Consider the following 20800-nt stretch of genomic DNA (forward strand, 5'->3'; position numbering starts at 1 on the left):
ACCGTATGCACGGTTTGATGAGGAGCACTGGGGATGCAAGACCTTTGGAACACGTAGTCGCCGCGTGCGGCAAGGCGTCTCGAATATAAAAAGGGCTGAAAAAATCGGCCGAATGAGCAAATTGTCCAACAGGCTGTTGGACAATTGCCGTGGGGACATAATCTGGTGCTGATTTCCAAACTGAAAACAGCAGAGAAACATCTGGCCTATGCACAAAAGGCGCTTGAAATGGCTGGTTCCGCAATGTGCTGATGATGCAGATCGAAACTCGCCTGTTTGGGGGCAAGGCTTGTCTGGTGTGGCGATAGAGGCTTTGCGGGTATTAAGGAGGACTCATGATACTGGAAAACAAACTAAAAATAACCGATCAGATCGAACTGTCTAAAGCCGAAGAAAAAATCAGTAAAACAAAAGCTAAGCAGTTGTTTGACTCAGGCGATATTCGCAAAGTGGAAGTCGGAACCTTTGCCGGGCTTTCATCCATTCATGGGTATCTATTTGAAGATATTTACCACTTTGCAGGCAAAATCCGCAAAGTGAATATTTCCAAAGGAAATTTTCGTTTTGCACCCCTAATGTACCTTGAGACATCACTAACTCAACTTTCGGTGATTAAAAATGATAGTGAATAAAAACACAACAAACTGATTTTATTATTTAAATTGACGAATTTCACTTTATATGATACGCTTTGTTTACCACTAAACAAACATTTCATACAAAGGAAATTCGCCAAAATGAATACTACCCTTACCAACGTAGAAAATCAAATGACAAATTCAGAACAAATCGGCGTACTCAATGATTATTTTACAAAATTCAAAATTGGTAAGTTATTGAATCAATCAGGAATCGTTAAAACCAAAGGAGCCTCACCGCTTGCCATTTTCACAGCCCTATTTAACTTGGCATTTCACAACAAGAATTTATACCAGGGCATTGTGAAAAATAAAAAAGTTGATGTCGATAAGGACGCCGCTTACAATTTTTTGAACTCTCCAACATATAACTGGCGGCGGTTTACCCTTCAGCTCTGCCGCCGAATTTATTTTATCATCAGAAAGCTCCTTGATGATTCTTCTGAAGAAGTTCTTATCTTCGACGATTCTACCTATAGCAGAAACCGTTCTAAAAAAGTCGAGCTTTTATCCCGGGTGTTTGATCATACAGATATGAAGTACATCAAAGGATTCCGGATGCTGACTCTTGGCTGGTCTGACGGTAACAGTTTTCTTGGACTTGATTTTGCCCTTTTATCATCTGTAGACAAAAAGAATCGATACAATGAAATAAATCCTGATATTGATAAAAGGACCTGCGGATATCATCGCCGCCAGGAAGCGGTTACAAAAACCACAGCCCATCTCGTACCGATGGTAAAAAGAGCCCTTGATATGGGTGTCCGGGCTAAGTATATTTTAATGGACAGTTGGTTTTCGATGCCGTCAGCAATCGCAAATTTGCGGGAATACATACACGTCATATGCATGCTGAAAGATCATCCAAAATGGCTTTATGAATATCAAGGCAAAAAGCTTAGGCTGTCCGAACTCTATGGAAAATTGAAGAAAAAACGAGGAAGAGCAAAAGTCAAAGCCCAAGCTATTGTTACTCTTTCCAACGGCAAGCAGGCAAAAATCATTTTTGTTCCCTGTGATAAAAAACGTGGCTGGCTTGCACTCCTGTCGACAGATTTGGCCCTTCCTAATGAAGAAATCATTCGTCTGTACGGCAAACGTTGGGATATAGAGGTCTTTTTCAAAATGTGCAAACAGCACTTAAAATTGGTGAAGGAAATACAAATTCGAAATTACGATGGCCTTGTGGGCCATACATCTCTGGTTATTGCCAGGTATAATATTCTCAGCCTTTATCAGCGGCAATGTATGGATCAGAGATCATTCGGGGAGCTCTTCAGGGCCTGTAACGATGAGATGACCAATTTGTCTTTTATGGTTTCTTTGGAGCGGATCATGCGTTTAGCTTTGGTAAATATTCGGCAATTATTTAATTTTACCGAGCGTATGGTTCAAGTGATGCTTGATCAGGTAATGGGCCAAGCTCTCAAGTATTTCGGTTTTTCAAGTAGGCCTGAGGAATTATTGGGGGTGTAAATTTACTCCTCCGAAAGTTGAGTCACTAAAATATATCGATAAAATGCCACAAGGTAACTTTGATGAAATTATTGAAAAATATGTCGAGATGAATATTGCCCATCCTTTTCGTGAAGGCAACGGACGCGCCACCCGTATCTGGCTTGACCTCATTTTCAAAAAAGAAATCAAGCAGGTCGTGGATTGGAATTTGGTGGATAAGGAGGAATATCGCTCGGCCATGGAGCGCAGCGTGGTGAAAGATGTTGAAATTAAAGTGTTATTAAAACAAGCCTTAACCGATCTGATTAATGACCGTGCGTTGTTTATGAAGGGTATTGACATTAGCTATTTTTATGAAGGCTATAGCGAGTTTAAGACCGAGGAGTTGTAGTAATGAGTGATGTCATTTTTATGGAAAAGCGACTTGAAGGTGTTGAGGTGGAATGGAAGCCATTAGGAAAAGTGGTAGAAAGTCTTGATTCTCTACGAAAAATTAAAAATGTATATAGAACGTCAATACCTTCGCCAAATTAAAATTTAGGTGGGGGTGAAAAATAAAAAGTTGTTGTATTATGATATGCGATTATTCAATACGTTAACCCTGCTGCCCAGGAGGCGCCATGACCTTATATAATACCCGTTTGGATAAAGACAGTTGCGGATTCGGGCTGATTGCCCATCTGGAAGGCCGGGCCAGCCATAAGCTGGTGCGCGAATCCATATTTTCCCTGGCCAGGATGAGCCACAGGGGAGCCGTGGGTGCTGACGGCAAAACCGGAGACGGCTGTGGTCTTTTACTCCAGAAGCCTGATGGTTTTTTCAGGGACCTGGCCCGGGAGGCGGGCTGGCAGCTGGCCACAAGATACGGGGTGGGCATGATCTTCTTAAGCCAGGATCCGGATCTGCGCCAGGCAGCCATGGAGAGGGTTGAGTCTGAATTGACAAAAGAAACCCTTACCATTGCCGGATGGCGGCAGGTTCCGGTGAATCCGGATGTGCTGGGAGATATTGCAAAGCAGAGCCTGCCTGCCATTTTCCAGGTATTGATCAACGCCCCCTTTGGGTGGGGGGCAAAGGATCTGGAGCGCAGACTTTTTATGGCCCGCCGCAGAATTGAAAAGGGTATGGTCCATGACCCGGAGTTCTATGTGGCCAGCTTTTCCAACCTGGTGGTGGTGTATAAAGGACTTTGTCGCCCCAAGGACCTACCCCTGTTTTTCAAGGATCTGGGGGACCTGAGGATGGCTTCTGCGGTATGTCTGTTTCACCAGCGATTTTCCACCAACACACTGCCCCAATGGTCCATGGCCCAGCCCTTTCGTTACCTGGCCCATAACGGGGAGCTGAACACCATTACAAGTAACCGGCAGTGGGCCAGGGCCAGGGGTTACAAACTGACCTCCCCCCTGCTGCCGGATATGGTGGATGCTGCGCCTTTTGTGAATGAGACAGGGTCTGACTCCTCTTCTCTGGACAATATGCTGGAGCTGCTTCTGGCCGGGGGGATGGACCTTTTTCGGGCCTTCAGACTCCTGATTCCACCAGCCTGGCAGAATCATCCGGACATGGATGAAAATTTAAGAGCATTTTACGATTTCAATTCCATGCACATGGAACCCTGGGACGGTCCTGCAGGTATTGTCATGAGTGACGGCCGTTTTGCCGCCTGCGGCCTGGACAGAAACGGTCTGCGGCCGGCGCGGTACGTGGTGACCCGGAACAAGTGGATTACCCTGGCGTCTGAAGTGGGCATCTGGGACTATGCCCCGGACGAGGTGGTGGAAAAAGGCCGGGTCAGCCCGGGTGAACTCCTGGTAATTGACACCCTCACCGGCAAACGCTGGACCTCCTGGCAGATCGACCAGGAGCTCATGTCCCGCCATCCCTACAAGCAGTGGATGGCAGATTGCTGTACGTCTTTAAAACCTGCCCCGGACCATGGACCGGGATCCCAGCCTGCATCCGGTTTTGACCATGAGACCCTGATCCGGTATCAGAAAATTTTCAACTGCACCAATGAAGAGGTCCAGGAGGTGATCCGGGTGCTGGGAAACATGGGCAAGGAACCCGTAATTTCCATGGGGGATGACGCGCCCATGGCAGTGATGTCAAGACTTCCCAGGAATTTGTCTGACTATTTCAGACAGATGTTTGCCCAGGTTACCAACCCGCCCATTGATCCTTTGCGAGAACGCCATGTCATGTCCCTTGCCACCTGTCTCGGCCGGGAGAGAAACGTATTCAACGAGACCCTGGGCCATGCCTGGCGGGTGCTGTTTGCTTCCCCTGTTCTGGTTCGTTCAGACCTGGATCAGCTCCTTGCCCTGGATCCCCTGTATTACAAGCATGAGTTCATTGATCTGAACTATGATCCTGATGTCGGTCTTGAAGCCGGGGTTCGGGCCATTGTGAATACAGCTCTTGAAAAAGTCCGGGAACAAACTGTTCTGCTCATCCTTTCAGACCGGAATATCTCCCGAAAGACCCTGCCGGTTCCGGCAGCCATGGCAGTGGGCGCAGTGCAGCAGGCCCTGGTGGAGCACAACCTCCGGTCTGATACCAATATCATTGTGGAGACAGCCACAGCAAGGGACCCCCACCACTTTGCCCTGCTTTTAGGCGTCGGCGCCACAGCGATTTTTCCCTTTCTGGCCTATGACATATTAACGGCCCTGGATGAGAATAATGAATTATCCCTCCCCCTGGAAAAGGCCATTTTCAACTATCGAAAGGGTATTGATAACGGCTTATTGAAAATTTTGTCCAAAATGGGGATTTCCACTATTACCTCCTATCGCTGTTCCAAATTATTTGAGGCCGTCGGACTTTCCAGCAAGATCATGGATCTCTGTTTTAAGGGTATGGAAAGCCGAATCCAGGGAGCTGACTTTGAAGATTTCCAGAAAGACCAGGAGATCCTGTCCTGCCCGGCCTGGGAAAAGGCGTTTCTGCCCCTGCCCCGGGGGGGCCTGTTCAGGTATATCCACGGCCAGGAATTTCATGCCTATAATCCGGATGTAGTTCAATCCCTGCAAAAGGCGGTAAAGACCGGTGCTGATGCGGATTATGAGATCTATGCCCATACCGTGAACAACCGGCAGCCCGCCCATTTAAGGGATCTGCTGGCATTGAAAAAAGGGCAGACCCCTATCCCCATGGAGGAAGTGGCACCTGACACAGAGTTTTTCAAACGCTTTGATACAGCAGCCATGTCCATCGGTGCCCTGAGCCAGGAGGCCCACGAAGCCCTGGCCCTGGCCATGAATCAACTTGGCGGATATTCCAACTCAGGTGAAGGCGGGGAAGATCCGGCCCGGTACGGCACCCCTGCCGTTTCCAGGATCAAACAGGTGGCCTCGGGCCGATTCGGCGTGACCCCTGGATATCTCATGAGTGCGGATGTCATCCAGATCAAGATGGCCCAGGGCGCCAAACCCGGTGAAGGGGGGCAGCTGCCCGGCCATAAGGTCACCCCCCAGATCGCGCTGTTGCGCTATGCCATCCCGGGTGTCACCCTGATCTCTCCGCCCCCGCACCATGATATCTATTCCATCGAGGACCTGGCCCAGCTCATCTTTGACCTGAAACAGATCAACCCTAAAGCGCAGATCTCTGTCAAACTGGTGGCGGAACCCGGGGTGGGGACCATTGCCTGCGGCGTGGTCAAGGCCTATGCGGATATGATTACCATCTCAGGCTATGACGGGGGGACGGGGGCCTCTCCCCTGACAAGTGTGAAGTATGCGGGCAGCCCCTGGGAGCTGGGCCTGGCCGAAGCCCAGCAGGCTTTGGTGGAAAATGGGCTGCGCCACAAAATTCGTCTCCAGGTGGATGGGGGGCTGAAAACCGGCCAGGACATTGTCAAAGCAGCCATTCTGGGGGCAGAAAGCTTTGGATTCGGAACAGGACCGCTCATTGCACTGGGATGCAAATTTTTGCGGATCTGCCACCTGAACAACTGTGCCACAGGGGTGGCCACCCAGGATGAGACCCTCAGAAAAAAACATTTTTCCGGCCTGCCTGAAAAGGTGATTCAATACTTTTCCTTCCTGGTCCAGGAGACCCGGTCTATTATGGCCAGCCTGGGGATCAGGGATTTAAGAGATCTTATCGGCCGTACCGATCTGTTGGTCCCCCAGGAGGGGGTAACCAAGAAACAGAACAAGCTGGACCTGTCCAGCCTTCTGGTATCTCCCATACCGCCCCAGGGGGGGCAGCGGTATCACACAGATCCTAATCCCCCTGCAGATGACGGACAACTGAACTTGACGATTACAGACCAGTTTAAAGCGGCCGTGACCTCCGGTTCCGGCGGAGAGGGCGCGTTTGATATCCAGAATACGGATCGGTCTGTGGGAGCTATGCTCTCAGGCATCATTGCCGAGGTCCATGGCAATACGGCCATGGAAAAGACGCCTGTGACCCTCAGATTCTCCGGCAGTGCGGGCCAGAGTTTCGGGGCCTGGAATGCCGGCGGACTTCACATGGTTCTGGCAGGCGATGCCAACGATTACGTGGGCAAGGGGATGGCTGGCGGAAAATTGATTCTCAGGCCGCCTGCCGGGGTCTCTTACAAATCCAACAAAGCTGTGATTATGGGCAATACCTGTCTTTACGGGGCAACAGGCGGCACCCTTTTTGCCGCCGGCCTTGCGGGCGAACGCTTTGCCGTGAGAAACTCAGGTGCCAGGGCGGTGGTGGAGGGTATCGGCGATAATGGATGTGAATATATGACCGGGGGCATGGTCACCATCCTGGGACCCACCGGGGTCAATTTCGGGGCCGGTATGACCGGCGGCTTTGCCTATGTTCTGGATAAGGAGGATCGGCTGGCCCAGCGGACCAATTCCGAGCTTGTAGAAGTGGTTTCCATAATCGGGTATCCTGTTTTTCAGGAACATCTGCGGGGAATCATCAATGCCCACTATGAGGCCACCGGCAGCCGGCATGCAGAGCGGATCATGGCAGGATTTGAACAGATATGGGCGGATCGGTTCAAACTGGTCAAACCCAAAACAAGCGATATCAAAACCCTGCTGGGGCACCGGGGGAACCGACCCGAAGAGATCCTGTCAGAGGCCTATTAAGGAAATTCTCATGACCACAAATATATATCAATTCATTGAAGTCGACCGGGTTGCACCCAAGAAAAAATCCATTGAGGAGCGCAGGCATACTTTCAGGGAAATCTACGAACCCTTTCAAGAATCCCAGGTAGCCATGCAGGCGGACCGGTGTCTCAACTGCGGCAACCCATACTGCGAGTGGAAATGCCCGGTGCACAACTATATTCCAGACTGGCTCAGGCTGGCCAACGAAGGCAAAATTCTGGCGGCAGCCGAGCTCTGCCACCAGACCAACAGCCTGCCGGAAATCTGCGGCAGAGTCTGCCCCCAGGACCGCCTCTGCGAAGGGGCCTGCACCCTGAACACCGGATTCGGCGCTGTCACCATCGGCAGCATTGAAAAGTACATTGTAGACACCGCCTTTGATATGGGATGGCAGCCGGATCTCTCCGCCGTGGTTTCCACAGGAAAGCGGGTGGCTGTTATCGGGGCCGGTCCGGCGGGCCTTGCCTGCGCTGATGTTCTGGTGAGAAACGGGGTCTCGCCGGTGGTTTTTGACCGGCACCCTGAGATCGGGGGACTGCTGTGTTTCGGCATCCCCAACTTTAAGCTGGATAAAAAAGTGCTGGTACGGCGGCGCAGAATTTTTGAAGCCATGGGCATTGAATTCCGGTTGGGAATTGAGGTGGGAGAAGATATGGACCCCGGGGATCTGGTCGCTGAATTTGACGCCCTGTTTGTGGGTACCGGCACCTATTCCCCCATTTCCGGGGGGCTTGAAAATGAAGATGCCCCGGGTGTACTCCAGGCCCTGCCGTTCTTGATCGGCAACACGGATTATTTGATGAAAATCCAGCGGGACACCTATCCATATATCAATCTTGAGAAAAAAAATGTGGTGGTGCTGGGGGGCGGGGATACGGCCATGGACTGCCTGAGAACTGCGCTTCGTCAGGAGGCATCCACGGCAACCTGCGCCTACCGCAGGGACAGGGAAAATATGCCGGGCTCTGCCCAGGAGGTGGGCAATGCTATGGATGAGGGGGCCCGGTTTTTATTCAATGTCCAGCCACAGGCAATTGTATTGGACGACGCCGGCCGTACTGCAGGTGTCCGTGTAGTGAAAACTCAGATGGGAGAACCAGATGAAAGAGGTCGACGTAAGCCTGTTCCAGTGCCGGGCTCCCAGGAGATCATCCCTGCCCATGCTGTGATTCTCGCATTTGGCTTCAGACCCGGTCCCCTGAACTGGCTGACCCCCCTGGAGGTGAAGACCGATACAGAAACCGGCCGTATTCTGGCGTCTGAAACCAGCGCCTTTCCCCTTCAGACCGGCAATAAAAAGATTTTTGCCGGCGGTGACGCGGTCTTGGGTTCGGACCTTGTGGTCACGGCAATTGCCCAGGGCCGGAAAGCAGCCATGTCAATGCTGTCTTTTCTGGGTGTTTAGGCATGGGTTTTAAATAACTTACCCATTTTGTTATATCCGGGAGCGCAGGCGTCGCGCCTGCAGTAACAATGCGGGCGAGACGCCCGCGCTCCCAGGTTAAATTATTTCGCTCCCATTCCTTAAAGTGTTGTGTTCAATGCCTGAAAACTCAATGGATAAAGCTGGCCTTACTGCCTGATGCCCAATCATACCCACCTGATTGCAGTTCCCGGAACATCGGATGGATTTGCCTCCGCCATTGAAGTTTTATTCAGGAAATACTATTAAAAATGATTTAAGGGAGATTCCTGTTTGGCAAAATATGGCTTTATCCGCAGGTGCATCACGGAAACCTTAGAGGGATTGAAAGAGGGTCTGACTCTTTTTTCCGGGCCCAGCAGGGCGGCAGTCATTTATGCCATCACACCCGACGATCCCATCTATATCTTTGATCCCCAGAACCTTTTGGCCGGGCACGAGCCGAAATTTAAAGAATTGTATATTGAGTCAAATGATTGGCGAAACAAGTGTTCCATCAAATATGACAAAAAGAAATTCAGCAATCTGATTCCCGAACAAAACCTTGGGCTGGCCGGACTGATATCCTATGGCGGCAGATCAAGCTCCATCGTCTATCAGATGTGGTTTACCGAACACCACCCGGACATGTGTACCATAGGCCCAACTGAGCGGTGGTTGGAGCATGCGGTTTACAGATTCTCCCACGACATGGCCAATGAAGAAGAATTGTACACAGGCATTTCCGGCTGTTTTCTCAAGGAATATGCCACCCATGCGGTCAGAGATTTTATTGTGGATGAAATGAATGTCCGGATCGGCTGGGATACCAAAATGAGGGTTTACCCGATTTTAGAAACCGTGCTTAAAATTTCAAGAACGCCGGAAGAAGGAGAATGGCCTAGAGGCAAACTGATTTTTGTGGAAAAAGACTCAATCCCCAAAATGAATTTTATTTTAGAGCTTCCCGAGGCAGAGCAACCGGTCCTGGACAATGTCAAGCATATCAGGAAGCTGCTTCAGTCGGTTGAAAATTCAGATTTGAAATTGGTTGCCACTGAAAATACGATTGTTGGCATCACCAGGGAAAATCATCCGGATTTTTCCATCTCAGTGGATTTTAGAGGCGGATACGGTTTTCTGGCGCTCAATGATGAGTTGGTGTGCTCGTTCTCCGACGGCAGCTTCAAATCGACCACGCATAAAGAAAAGCTGGTTCAGGTGGAAGAGGCATTAATGGACGCTGATATGGATGCTGAAAAGGTCACAGCTTTATTTAAAGTCGTTACCGGGATTGTTCACAATGCTGCCGGCCACCGGCATGGATGCAGCATTGTGATTGACCTCAATGAGTCCCCGGTTTTTATCATGGGCCATTCATTACTGCATCCCATGGACCTGAAAAATCAGGATAATTATGATCTGGCCAAATCCCTGTCCAAGGTGGATGGGGCGCTGCACATAGGGGCTGATATAAAGCTGCATGGGTTTGCCTGCCTTTTGCAAGGCAGGAATGTGCCCGGAGAAAACAGGGCCAGGGGTGCCAGGTTCAATTCAGCTTTGAGGTTCACGGCAGAACATGAAAATGTTATTGTGATAGTCGTCTCATCCGACACTCTGGTCTCGGTCATGATGGGGGGGGCGGTTCTAAAAACTAGATGGAAACTGGAAACTTCTCTTATATGCAAGATCCCCGTTCCCTTGAAAAAATGGGTTGCTGCGAGTAAATAATGCTTTTTTAACAATAGGACATATCTGGTTAATTGATTTTATTTGCCTGTTTGGGTTAGGATGCACTACCCAACGTTTTTTGTCCATGAATTATAAAATGAAGGCTGTGCCATGACCCAAGATGCCATAGAACAGTTAATATCCCGTGTTTTTCCTGCACTTGCCAAACCCCTTTACCAGGCTTTGCAGCGGCGGATTCAAGACTATTTTTCCGCTGGGAATATACAGGATATCAGCCAATTGCCTGTCAATGCCCAAGATTTTACCCGGGTGATGTTGTTCAGCCCTTTTACGGCTGAGCATATTACAGCAAAGCCCTTGATACTCGACCGCCTTGGTAAGAGCGGTGATCTTGACACATCCTATGCCCCGGGTGACATCAAAAAGAAGCTTGCTGCATTTATCGGGGATAACCAGGATAGTGCAGGGCTTAAAGCCCGGATGCTTGAATTTAAAGTGTACGAAATCATTCGCATTGCCTGGCGGGATCTTACGGGTGCGGCACCGTTGTCCGAAATTATGATGGATCTGTCCGATCTTGCCTGTGCCTGTATTTCTTCGGGCTTTGAACAATTGTACCCGGTTTTGACCCAAAAATGGGGAACCCCCAAGGACAGCAACGGCAAAGCCCAGAATATTGTGGTGCTGGGCATGGGCAAACTTGGGGCCGGTGAGTTGAATTTTTCTTCGGATATTGATCTTATTTTCGTATATCCCGATTCGGGTCAGACCGATGGAGACAGATCCATATCCAATGATGAATTTTTCACAAAATTGTGCCGGGAATTCATCAAGCTGTTTTCAATGGGTAACGGCACCCATTTTTACCGGGTGGATACCCGTCTGCGTCCGTTCGGGGACAGCGGGCCCCTGGTCATGGATGCGTCTGCGTTTGAACATTATTACCAGTCCCAGGGCCGGGAATGGGAACGCTATGCCATGATCAAAGCAAGTCCGGTGGCAGGGGATATTGCAGCAGGCAACACAATTATTCAAGCGTTAAAACCCTTTATTTTCCGTAGATATCTGGATTACGGCGCCTTTGATTCCTTCAGGGATATGAAACAGCGCATAACACTGCAGGTGAAAAACGCCAAGCTGAAACACAATATCAAAATCGGGGCCGGCGGTATCAGAGAAATTGAATTTTTCGGTCAACTTTTTCAGCTCATTCGAGGCGGGGTGGAACCGGCTCTTCAGGCCAGGCCGATCTTGTTGATTTTGGATACGTTGGTGGAAAAACAGTTGATAGAAGAAAAAGAGTGCGATGAACTCAAAGACGCCTATCATTTTCTTCGGCTTGTGGAAAACAGGCTTCAGGCGTACCAGGATCGTCAGACCCACGACATTCCCGAAGATCCGCTTCAGCGACAGATCCTTGCGCTATCCATGGGATATGAGGATGAAGACGCATTTTATGCGGAATTGTCCAGAATCCAGGGCATTGTTCACAAACATTTTTCTATACTTCTGGTACAAGCCGATGACGAAGACGAAGACAGCAGCAGCCAGGAATTGGAACAGATTTGGGACAGCATCACTGATCCCCAGTTTCAGGGTGAAGATCTCTCTATTTCCGGTTACCAGGATACAGGATCTGTGGTGCGGCTTCTCAAGGCCCTGGCAGCACATCCCAACACCCGCCAACTTTCCCAGGCCGGACGAAACAAATTATCTCAGCTTTTGCCCCATCTGATTAAAAAGGTGGGTGAACACCCGGATGCAGACGAGGTGATGGCCAAACTTATTGATCTGGTAGCGACCATTGAGCGGCGTACCTGCTATCTGTCTTTGCTCATTGAAAATAAAGGCGCCCTGGATAATCTGATCGTTCTTGCCCGCAAAAGCCCATGGATTATTTCATTTTTAAGCCAGCACCCGGTACTTCTAGATGAACTGATGGATCCGGTTACCCTGTACTCGCCGCCTAAACGGGATATGCTTGAACGGGAAATGGAACGTAGTATGTCCCGGGTCCCGGAAGGGGATCTGGAGCTTCTGCTGGAAGAACTCAATATTTTTCGCCAGATTAATACGCTCAGGGTGGCTGCGGCAGATGTCTCAGGCAATTTTCCGCTGATGAAGGTCAGTGATCATCTGACTTGGATTGCTGAAACCATTCTTAACCAGGTGGTGGTGTCATCCTGGCAAATCGTAACCGAAAAATACGGGTATCCCAAGGGTATGGAAGGCAAGGGTATTGAAGGATGCGGGTTTATCGCCGTTGCCTACGGCAAAGTAGGCGGCCTTGAAATGGGATATAAATCTGACATAGATATGGTTTTTATTTTTGATGCTGAACCCGGATATACCAGTGGAACGGAACGATCCGTAGATATCACCCGGTTTTATTCCAATTTGGGTCAGCGCATTGTCCATGCTCTGAGCATGCATACCCCGGCCGGTACCCTCTACGGCGCGGATATGCGGCTTCGTCCCGGCGGGGATTCAGGCACCATTATCACCCATCTCCAAACCTATGAAGATTACCTGAAAGACCAGGCCTGGACATTTGAACACCAGGCCTTGATCCGGGCCCGCCCCGTGGCCGGTGATCCGGCATTGTTTAAACGTTTTGATATCATTCGTAAAAAAATCCTGACCCGTAAACGCGATGATGCAATACTGAAAAAAGAAGTGGGTCAGATGCGTGAAAAAATGCGGGCCCAGCGGTTAAAGTACGAACCCGGACAATTTAATCTCAAGCAGGGCCGGGGGGGGATTGTGGATATTGAATTCCTTGTTCAATACCTTGTGCTGCGCCATGCCTGTGACCATCCCGATGTTGTGGAGTGGACGGATAATATCCGCCTGCTCGAGGCCCTGAGTGTGGATGCATTAATATCCGGTGAGGACAGTGGCATTCTCCAGAACGCCTATGTAAACATGCGAAAGACCATACATCGGCTCACCCTCCAGGAGCGTTCTGCCACAGTGGATGAGGATCTGTTCAGTGATCAGGCCGCCAAAGTGGCACAAATTTATGATGCTGTCTTTATGTCTTAAAGGGGTCGGTTCTTTCATTTTTAGCCTTCTGTAAACCTATCGATACAATCCATTTTATTGAACTTGACATCACCCCGGACTTCCTTTCCAGGATTCCGGGATGATGCTGTTTAAAAATTTTCAACATTTTTTCAACCTGTTTTTCGACAATCAGGCATTTTTTTGAACATTGCCAAGATCCTTCTTTAACAAGGTTTTTATATATTTTGAACATGTTTTAAACACAGTAATCAATAACTTTTGAACGTACTGTTATGTTTATTGACGTTTTATTAATATAGTTTTGAACATTTTAGATGAGTCTGTTGATAAATGCAGGAATATGGTAAAATATAGAAATTTTTATATGAAAGTTTTAATAACTTACTGAATTACTTCATGGTTTGTTGTGGCCTGACCTCGGTGAAAGACCAGATCGGCCATAGCTGTTAGTAATGAAAATCTATACCCCGTTGATTACGGACAAACACTGGAAATAAGACAATGACAACATCTGACAACACCATGGACAGCAAGGCAAATCGTAAATTACTTGGCAGCCGAACCTTTAATTTTGCCTGTCACGACGGTGTGCCCTGCTTTACCCGTTGCTGCCACAATGCCGACATGTATCTTTATCCCTATGACATTGTACGCATGAAGCAGAATCTTAACATGACTTCGGAAGAATTTCTGGTTGCCCACACCACAACAGCCATCCGCGACATGCCCACCTTTCCCAACGTGATGTTGAAAATGAGTGACCGGCAGAACAATCCCTGCACCTTTCTGACAGAAAAAGGATGTACGGTTTATTCAGACAGACCTTATTCCTGCCGGGCCTATCCCCTGGAACCGGCTGTCTATGGCGACGCTGACGGTAGCATGCGCACGCAGTATTATGTCATGCACCATGATTACTGCAAGGGACATGGTGAAGATAAAGAATGGACTGCCAAAGCGTGGATAGTGGACCAGGAAATGCAGGCATATCATGAACCCAACAATTGCTGGGCTCGCATTGCAGGCCGTTTACAGGCCGATTCGTTCAGGGCCCAGGGCCTTGATATGAACAGCCCGCCTATGAAGATGGCGTTCATGGCCAGTTACAATATGGATACCTTCCGCCATTTTGTTTTTGAAAGCAGTTTTTTATCACGCTATGTTGTCCCAGAGCAGCAGCTGGATGTGGTGAAACAAGATGACCGGGAGCTGCTCATGCTTGGGCTTTCCTGGATCGAAAGATTTTTGTTCAGTGACGGAGCATTAGAAGAACGCGCCTGAGCCGGGAATACTATTCATAGATGCCCTAAGCGATTATATGCTGCCCTGGAAACCGGTCTTTATTTTATCGGTATCCAGGGAGAGGTTCATTTTTATGATACCGTGAAGCCCCTGTCTGATTGTCAGGGGCTTGAACGCGCTATGAATAAAATTTGTCCGGCATTTTGACCCGAAATGTATAGACTGTCGTTTCATCTTTTAAATTTTCATCTGGTCCATGGCTTTTTTCATCTGCCGAACAGCCTGGCGCAGGCGTTCTTCATTTTCAACCAGGGCCAGGCGAAGATACCCTTCTCCCTCTTCGGAAAAACCGGTTCCTGGTGCCACTGCCACATTTCCATTGTTCATCAGCTGGATGGCAAACTCCATGGACCCCATTTTATTAAACGGTTCAGGGATTTTTGCCCACACAAACATGCCGGCCTTTGGTCTTTCTATATCCCATCCGATTCGTTCAAGACCTGAACAAAGTACGTCCCGACGGTGTTCATATATTTTTGCAAGTTCAGGAATGGTATCATCACAGTCCCGAAGTGCAATAATACCTGCCACCTGGATGGCAGAGAATATACCATAATCAAAATAGCCTTTAATTTTTCCAAGTGCCTCGACAATTTTTTCATTACCAACGCAATATCCAATGCGCCAACCGGCCATGTTGTATGACTTGGAAAAGGACCCAAACTCAACCCCGACATCTTTGGCGCCTTCAATCTCAAGGAAACTTGGGGCAACATACCCGTCATAGGTTATTTTTCCGTAGGCAAAGTCATTGATAACCATGAATTTAAACCGTTTGGCAAGCTTTACGATCTCTTTGAAAAAAGCCTTATCCGTTACAACGCCGGTGGGGTTATGGGGGTAATTGAGCATGAGAACTTTTGGGCTGGGATAACAGGCTTCACATACTTTAATAATCCTGTCCAGAAAACCCTTTTCAGGTTCCAGGGGGATTCTCATGACATTTGCACCGGCGATCACTGCTGCATAGATATGGATGGGAAAGGCCGGTGCCGGAACCAGAACGCAGTCCCCAGGGCCCATGATGGCCAGGCACAAATGCGAAATTCCTTCTTTAGAACCAATGGTAAAGTAAGTTTCTTTGTCCGCATCCAGATTAATGTTGTAATGCCGGTTGTAATATTTGGCAATTTCTTTTTTTAAATTGGGAAGTCCTGAACTTTCCGGGTACCTGTGGGATTTTGGATCCTTGGCAACGCTCACCAGCTTCTCAATAACTGCATCAGGTGTGGGGTCCATTGGATTTCCCATGCCAAGGTCAATGACATCATCTCCATTCCGCCGTTTATCCATTTTCATTTTATTGATCATACCGAAAAGGTAAGGGGGCAGGTAATCCATCCGGGATGCAAATCGAATAATATTGTCTTGTTCCACGTCAAAAACTCCTAATTATAAATGGTTGAAGCATGAAATCAAAATAAAAATAAAAAGAATATCAGATTTTATTAAACTGATAAAATCAAATTTTTAGTAAACATTAAATTGTGTCCATGTTAACAATGTTTCACGGGAAACATTTTTTGTTTTAAAGAGGAATATTGACACTGAACACATCCGGATCTTCTTGGAATATTTTAAGGCCTTCCATGATGCCGGTCGCATTTTTGACTTCACGATTACCAGGGCCTAAAACCAAGGGGCCTTTAAAACTGCCCGGAATTATCAATTCAGACGCCGGTTCATCATCCGGATTTTCCATTGAAATAATAAAAACACCTGTAATTTTTTTTCCCACAAGATAAGGAAAAACAATGCCGGAAGGAATAAAAAAAGAATCTTTGCAGGAAAGCCCCCACCCTTCACATGGCCGGTTGTGACCGAATTTATTCCAGCCAATATACATCTTACTGATAAAATTAAGATTTAAGCCCTTAATATACAGAAAAGATAAAGGGTCTTCATTGTTTTTGCCCCAAAGATGATCGTGTGACCTGATGGCAAAGGCCTTTGCTTTTTTTTCCCAGGCTTTGACATCCACACAAAAACTATTTTCAGAATAAAGATCAGATTTCATAAGGTATAAACATGGCCAGGTCCGATGGGGACAACGCCTTTGCCTTTTCAATTACAGTTTTGGAGTACCGCCCTATTCCAATAACAAAGGCGGTTTTATTAAGATAGTCATTTTTGTTCAATATGCCGGCAAACCACAAAATTTTTGGGACCAGCAGGGCATTGATAAACGGCACCTTGTGCCTCAGACAGAATCGGGCCCCTTTTGCATCGTCTATCGTAATGAAGGAGGGCTGATCCGGGTCGACATTCTGGAAATAAAGCACCAGGGTCTGCCGTTCACCAAGATCCATATTTTCGGGTAAATTTATATTGTCCTGTCGGTCGGTATCAGCCCGGCATACCTTTACACTGTTTTTTTGAACCATGGATAAAAAAAAATTGGCACCAGGATGATCCGGCACTCCCACCTCTTTGTAGACATGGGTTTCCATGATTATAGAAAAATATTGGGTACACGGAACAAAAAGCCCGGCTTTATATAAAAGAATAGCAGAAGAGGCGTCAATATAAACTGTGTGCATTACAATGTCCCCAAGGTTAAGTTCGAAAAAGCATATAATAAATATTGTAAACTGTGTCCATTGATAAACAGGAATTGGAAAAAATTTTGTCTAAAAAAGTTTTTTTTACATGCGCGTCTCCCATAAAATCGGTCGATGTTTGCAGATGTCTGTGATTGTATCGGTTTTTACAAGAAATATAATTTTGGTTAATTACCTGAAATTATATGAAAAATTATTTTCCATGCAAAGTTTTAAAAAAAAATAAAAAAAAGTGTTTGACAGCCGTGTCAGATTCAGGCATATTTCGCCGGTCTTCTCGAGGGGACAAAGCAAAACGGTTTTCTTCGGGAAGTTTTTTTTTGCAAGGTTTGATCTTTGAAAATTGGTCAGTGAAGAAGAAAAGAGCGGGTCAATGACAATACGCTTTAGCTTAACAGCTTTGAGTGTAGACCTTAAAAAGTTTTAGTAAAGGATTATAACTGGAGAGTTTGATCCTGGCTCAGAATGAACGCTGGCGGCGTGCTTAACACATGCAAGTCGAACGAGAAAAGGATTGCTTGCAATCCTGAGTAGAGTGGCGCACGGGTGAGTAACACGTAGATAATCTGCCTTCAAACCTGGAATAACTATTCGAAAGGGTAGCTAATACCGGATAAAGTCGATTTACATAAGTGGATTGATGAAAGATTGCCTCTTCTTGAAAGCAATTGTTTGGGGATGAGTCTGCGGACCATTAGCTTGTTGGTGGGGTAAAGGCCTACCAAGGCAGCGATGGTTAGCTGGTCTGAGAGGATGATCAGCCACACTGGAACTGGAACACGGTCCAGACTCCTACGGGAGGCAGCAGTGAGGAATTTTGCGCAATGGGGGCAACCCTGACGCAGCAACGCCGCGTGAGTGAAGAAGGCCTTTGGGTCGTAAAGCTCTGTCAACTGGGAAGAAATTAGCTTCTATTAATAGTAGTTGCTATTGACGGTACCAGTGGAGGAAGCGCCGGCTAACTCCGTGCCAGCAGCCGCGGTAACACGGGGGGCGCAAGCGTTATTCGGAATTATTGGGCGTAAAGGGCGCGCAGGCGGTCTTGTCCGTCAGGTGTGAAAGCTCGGGGCTCAACCCCGGAAGTGCACTTGAAACAGCAAGACTTGAATACGGGAGAGGAGAGAGGAATTCCTGGTGTAGAGGTGAAATTCGTAGATATCAGGAGGAACACCGATGGCGAAGGCATCTCTCTGGACCGATATTGACGCTGAGGCGCGAAGGCGTGGGTAGCGAACGGGATTAGATACCCCGGTAGTCCACGCAGTAAACGTTGTACACTCGGTGTGGCGGATATTAAAATCTGCTGTGCCTAAGCTAACGCATTAAGTGTACCGCCTGGGAAGTACGGTCGCAAGACTAAAACTCAAAGGAATTGACGGGGGCCCGCACAAGCGGTGGAGCATGTGGTTTAATTCGACGCAACGCGAAGAACCTTACCTGGGTTTGACATCCTGTGAATATTGTGTAATTGCAATAGTGCCTTCGGGAGCACAGAGACAGGTGCTGCATGGCTGTCGTCAGCTCGTGTCGTGAGATGTTTGGTTAAGTCCAGCAACGAGCGCAACCCTTATCGTCAGTTGCCAGCACATAATGGTGGGAACTCTGGCGAGACTGCCCCGGTCAACGGGGAGGAAGGTGGGGATGACGTCAAGTCCTCATGGCCCTTATACCCAGGGCTACACACGTGCTACAATGGTAGGTACAAAGGGCAGCGACTCTGCAAAGGGAAGCGAATCCCAAAAGCCTATCTCAGTCCGGATTGGGGTCTGCAACTCGACCCCATGAAGTTGGAATCGCTAGTAATCGCGGATCAGCATGCCGCGGTGAATATGTTCCCGGGCCTTGTACACACCGCCCGTCACACCATGGAAGTTGATTATACCCGACGTCGCTGGGCTAACTATTTATAGGGGCAGGCGCCTAAGGTATGGTCGATAACTGGGGTGAAGTCGTAACAAGGTAGCCGTTGAGGAATCAGCGGCTGGATCACCTCCTTTCAAAGGAAAGAAATACATAAAGCTTTTTTTGGATTCACTGACCAATTTTGAGAGATCAACCCGGTGAAATTAAGTAACCGCACTCTCTTTGTTCTTTGACAATTTGTTGTAGTAAATATCAATAGCGTTGTTGATCAGGTATCATAGGATACCCAATCAACTAAATATAAAATGGTGTGAAAGATGAAAATCAATCACTCCATGCTATGTTGAAGAAAATTTTGCTGAAATTCAAGGCGCGATCGGCAATTTTAAATAAAGCGTAGTAGACTACGCTGTTTTAAAATTGACGTGAAGCAACGAAGAAGTTCACAAAATTTTCAAAAACATCAAAGCGTTTAAACTTATTTGTGGAATAGTGGCTAAGCTACTAAGAGCAAACGGCGGATGCCTTGGTGTCAAGTGAAGAAGAAAGACGTGGTAAGCTGCGATAAGCCTCGGTTAGGAGCCTAACTTCCTTTGATCCGGGGATTTCTGAATGGGGCAACCCGACACGGTTAATACCGTGTCATCCTTAACTGAATACATAGGTTAAGGAGGCTAACGGGGAGAACTGAAACATCTTAGTACCCCCAGGAGTAGAAAGTAATAACGATTCCCTAAGTAGCGGCGAGCGAACGGGGACCAGCCCAAACCGTTAACGTGTCAAGCCCGAAAGCGTTGCGTTAACGGGGTCGCGGGATACAGATCGGATCTGTTTCGGCAGGATCCAATAAGTTACAAAAGAAATTATTAGCTGAATAAGCTGGAAAGCTTAACCATAGCAGGTGATAGTCCTGTAAGCGAAAATAATCTCTCTTATTTTTGTATTCCCAAGTACTGCGGAACACGAGAAATTCTGTGGGAATTTGTGTGGACCATCACATAAGGCTAAATACGACTTGACAACCGATAGCGTACCAGTACCGTGAGGGAAAGGTGAAAAGTACCCCTGTTAGGGGAGTGAAATAGTACCTGAAACCGTTTGCTTACAAGCTGTGGGAGCACTTTCGAGTGTGACCGCGTGCCTTTTGCATAATGAGTCAGCGAGTTACTTAATGTGGCAAGGTTAAGCCGATAGGTGTAGCCGTAGCGAAAGCGAGTCTGAACAGGGCGCAAGTTGCATTGAGTAGACCCGAAACCAGGTGATCTATCCATGTCCAGGGTGAAGCGGGAGTAAAATCTCGTGGAGGCCCGAACCGTCACAGGTTAAAAACTGTTCGGATGAGGTGTGGATAGGGGTGAAAGGCCAAACAAACCTGGAGATAGCTGGTTCTCTCCGAAATATATTTAGGTATAGCCTCGTATGTTTCTTTTTGGAGGTAGAGCACTGAATGGGCTAGGGGTCTCACCAGATTACCAAACCTAATCAAACTTCGAATACCAAAAAGTCAGAATACGGGAGTCAGCCCGCGGGAGCTAAGTTCCGCGGACGAGAGGGAAACAACCCAGACCGCCAGCTAAGGTCCCCAAATCTATGCTAAGTGGAGAAGGATGTGGGAATGCCCAGACAACCAGGAGGTTGGCTTAGAAGCAGCCATCCTTTAAAGAAAGCGTAATAGCTCACTGGTCGAGTGGATCTGCGCCGAAAATGTATCGGGGCTAAAGCATAGTACCGAAGCTGCGGAATGAA

General features: G+C 47.9%; 13 protein-coding genes and 2 rRNA genes (1 of these 15 only partly in view). 11 read left to right on the plus strand and 4 right to left on the minus strand.

Features of this window, described 5'->3' with window-relative positions:
• Positions 1 to 335 precede the first annotated feature (335 nt).
• From EYB58_RS06560 to EYB58_RS06595, 9 genes are all read left to right on the plus strand, one after another.
• A complete protein-coding gene (locus EYB58_RS06560; protein WP_428840413.1) occupies positions 336 to 632 on the plus strand; it encodes a hypothetical protein in 297 nt (98 codons plus the stop codon).
• Positions 633 to 737: 105 nt separating this feature from the next.
• Positions 738 to 2114, plus strand: coding sequence for an IS4 family transposase (locus tag EYB58_RS06565; RefSeq protein ID WP_131072014.1), 1377 nt, complete (start codon positions 738 to 740; stop codon positions 2112 to 2114).
• Between the two features lie 34 nt (positions 2115 to 2148).
• Positions 2149 to 2487 carry a hypothetical protein gene (locus tag EYB58_RS06570; RefSeq protein ID WP_428840410.1) on the plus strand — a complete coding sequence of 113 codons (339 nt, stop codon included), beginning with the start codon at positions 2149 to 2151 and terminating at the stop codon, positions 2485 to 2487.
• Positions 2488 to 2489: 2 nt separating this feature from the next.
• Positions 2490 to 2630 (plus strand): hypothetical protein, encoded by a 141-nt coding sequence (locus EYB58_RS23095; protein WP_163354643.1) that lies wholly within the window; start codon positions 2490 to 2492, stop codon positions 2628 to 2630.
• Positions 2631 to 2716: 86 nt separating this feature from the next.
• The gene (gene gltB / locus EYB58_RS06575) at positions 2717 to 7183 is read left to right on the plus strand and encodes a glutamate synthase large subunit (RefSeq protein WP_111960296.1); all 4467 of its coding nucleotides are present in this window, start codon (positions 2717 to 2719) and stop codon (positions 7181 to 7183) included.
• A gap of 10 nt (positions 7184 to 7193) precedes the next feature.
• Positions 7194 to 8612 carry an FAD-dependent oxidoreductase gene (locus EYB58_RS06580; RefSeq protein ID WP_111960298.1) on the plus strand — a complete coding sequence of 473 codons (1419 nt, stop codon included), beginning with the start codon at positions 7194 to 7196 and terminating at the stop codon, positions 8610 to 8612.
• 291 nt (positions 8613 to 8903) lie between these two features.
• Complete coding sequence (locus EYB58_RS06585; RefSeq protein WP_111960300.1) at positions 8904 to 10340, plus strand: DNA integrity scanning protein DisA nucleotide-binding domain protein; 1437 nt, start codon at positions 8904 to 8906, stop codon at positions 10338 to 10340.
• Positions 10341 to 10451: 111 nt separating this feature from the next.
• The gene (gene glnE, locus EYB58_RS06590) at positions 10452 to 13346 is read left to right on the plus strand and encodes a bifunctional [glutamate--ammonia ligase]-adenylyl-L-tyrosine phosphorylase/[glutamate--ammonia-ligase] adenylyltransferase (RefSeq protein WP_111960302.1); all 2895 of its coding nucleotides are present in this window, start codon (positions 10452 to 10454) and stop codon (positions 13344 to 13346) included.
• Positions 13347 to 13829: 483 nt separating this feature from the next.
• Positions 13830 to 14609, plus strand: a complete 780-nt coding sequence (locus tag EYB58_RS06595; protein ID WP_111960306.1) for a YkgJ family cysteine cluster protein — start codon at positions 13830 to 13832, stop codon at positions 14607 to 14609.
• A 33-nt stretch (positions 14610 to 14642) separates the two neighbouring features.
• On the opposite strand, the gene EYB58_RS23100 is transcribed toward EYB58_RS06595, so the two are convergent.
• The 4 genes from EYB58_RS23100 to EYB58_RS06610 form a co-directional block, all read right to left on the minus strand.
• Complete coding sequence (locus EYB58_RS23100; protein ID WP_165477751.1) at positions 14643 to 14804, minus strand: hypothetical protein; 162 nt, start codon at positions 14802 to 14804, stop codon at positions 14643 to 14645.
• 3 nt (positions 14805 to 14807) lie between these two features.
• Positions 14808 to 16007 (minus strand): aminotransferase class I/II-fold pyridoxal phosphate-dependent enzyme, encoded by a 1200-nt coding sequence (locus tag EYB58_RS06600; protein WP_111960308.1) that lies wholly within the window; start codon positions 16005 to 16007, stop codon positions 14808 to 14810.
• A gap of 151 nt (positions 16008 to 16158) precedes the next feature.
• Positions 16159 to 16647 (minus strand): hypothetical protein, encoded by a 489-nt coding sequence (locus EYB58_RS06605; protein ID WP_111960310.1) that lies wholly within the window; start codon positions 16645 to 16647, stop codon positions 16159 to 16161.
• Positions 16637 to 17170, minus strand: coding sequence for a hypothetical protein (locus EYB58_RS06610; RefSeq protein ID WP_111960312.1), 534 nt, complete (start codon positions 17168 to 17170; stop codon positions 16637 to 16639). The genes EYB58_RS06605 and EYB58_RS06610 overlap by 11 nt, the downstream gene beginning before the upstream one ends.
• 458 nt (positions 17171 to 17628) lie before the next feature.
• Between EYB58_RS06610 and EYB58_RS06615 the strand changes: the two genes are divergently transcribed.
• Positions 17629 to 19188: ribosomal RNA gene (locus tag EYB58_RS06615) — 16S ribosomal RNA — on the plus strand.
• 360 nt (positions 19189 to 19548) lie between these two features.
• Positions 19549 to 20800, plus strand: a 23S ribosomal RNA gene (locus EYB58_RS06620); it runs 1728 nt beyond the window's last position.
• Together the 16S and 23S rRNA genes form the textbook arrangement of a ribosomal RNA operon.

It is taken from the genome of Desulfobacter hydrogenophilus, from assembly GCF_004319545.1.
Taxonomy (GTDB): domain Bacteria; phylum Desulfobacterota; class Desulfobacteria; order Desulfobacterales; family Desulfobacteraceae; genus Desulfobacter; species Desulfobacter hydrogenophilus.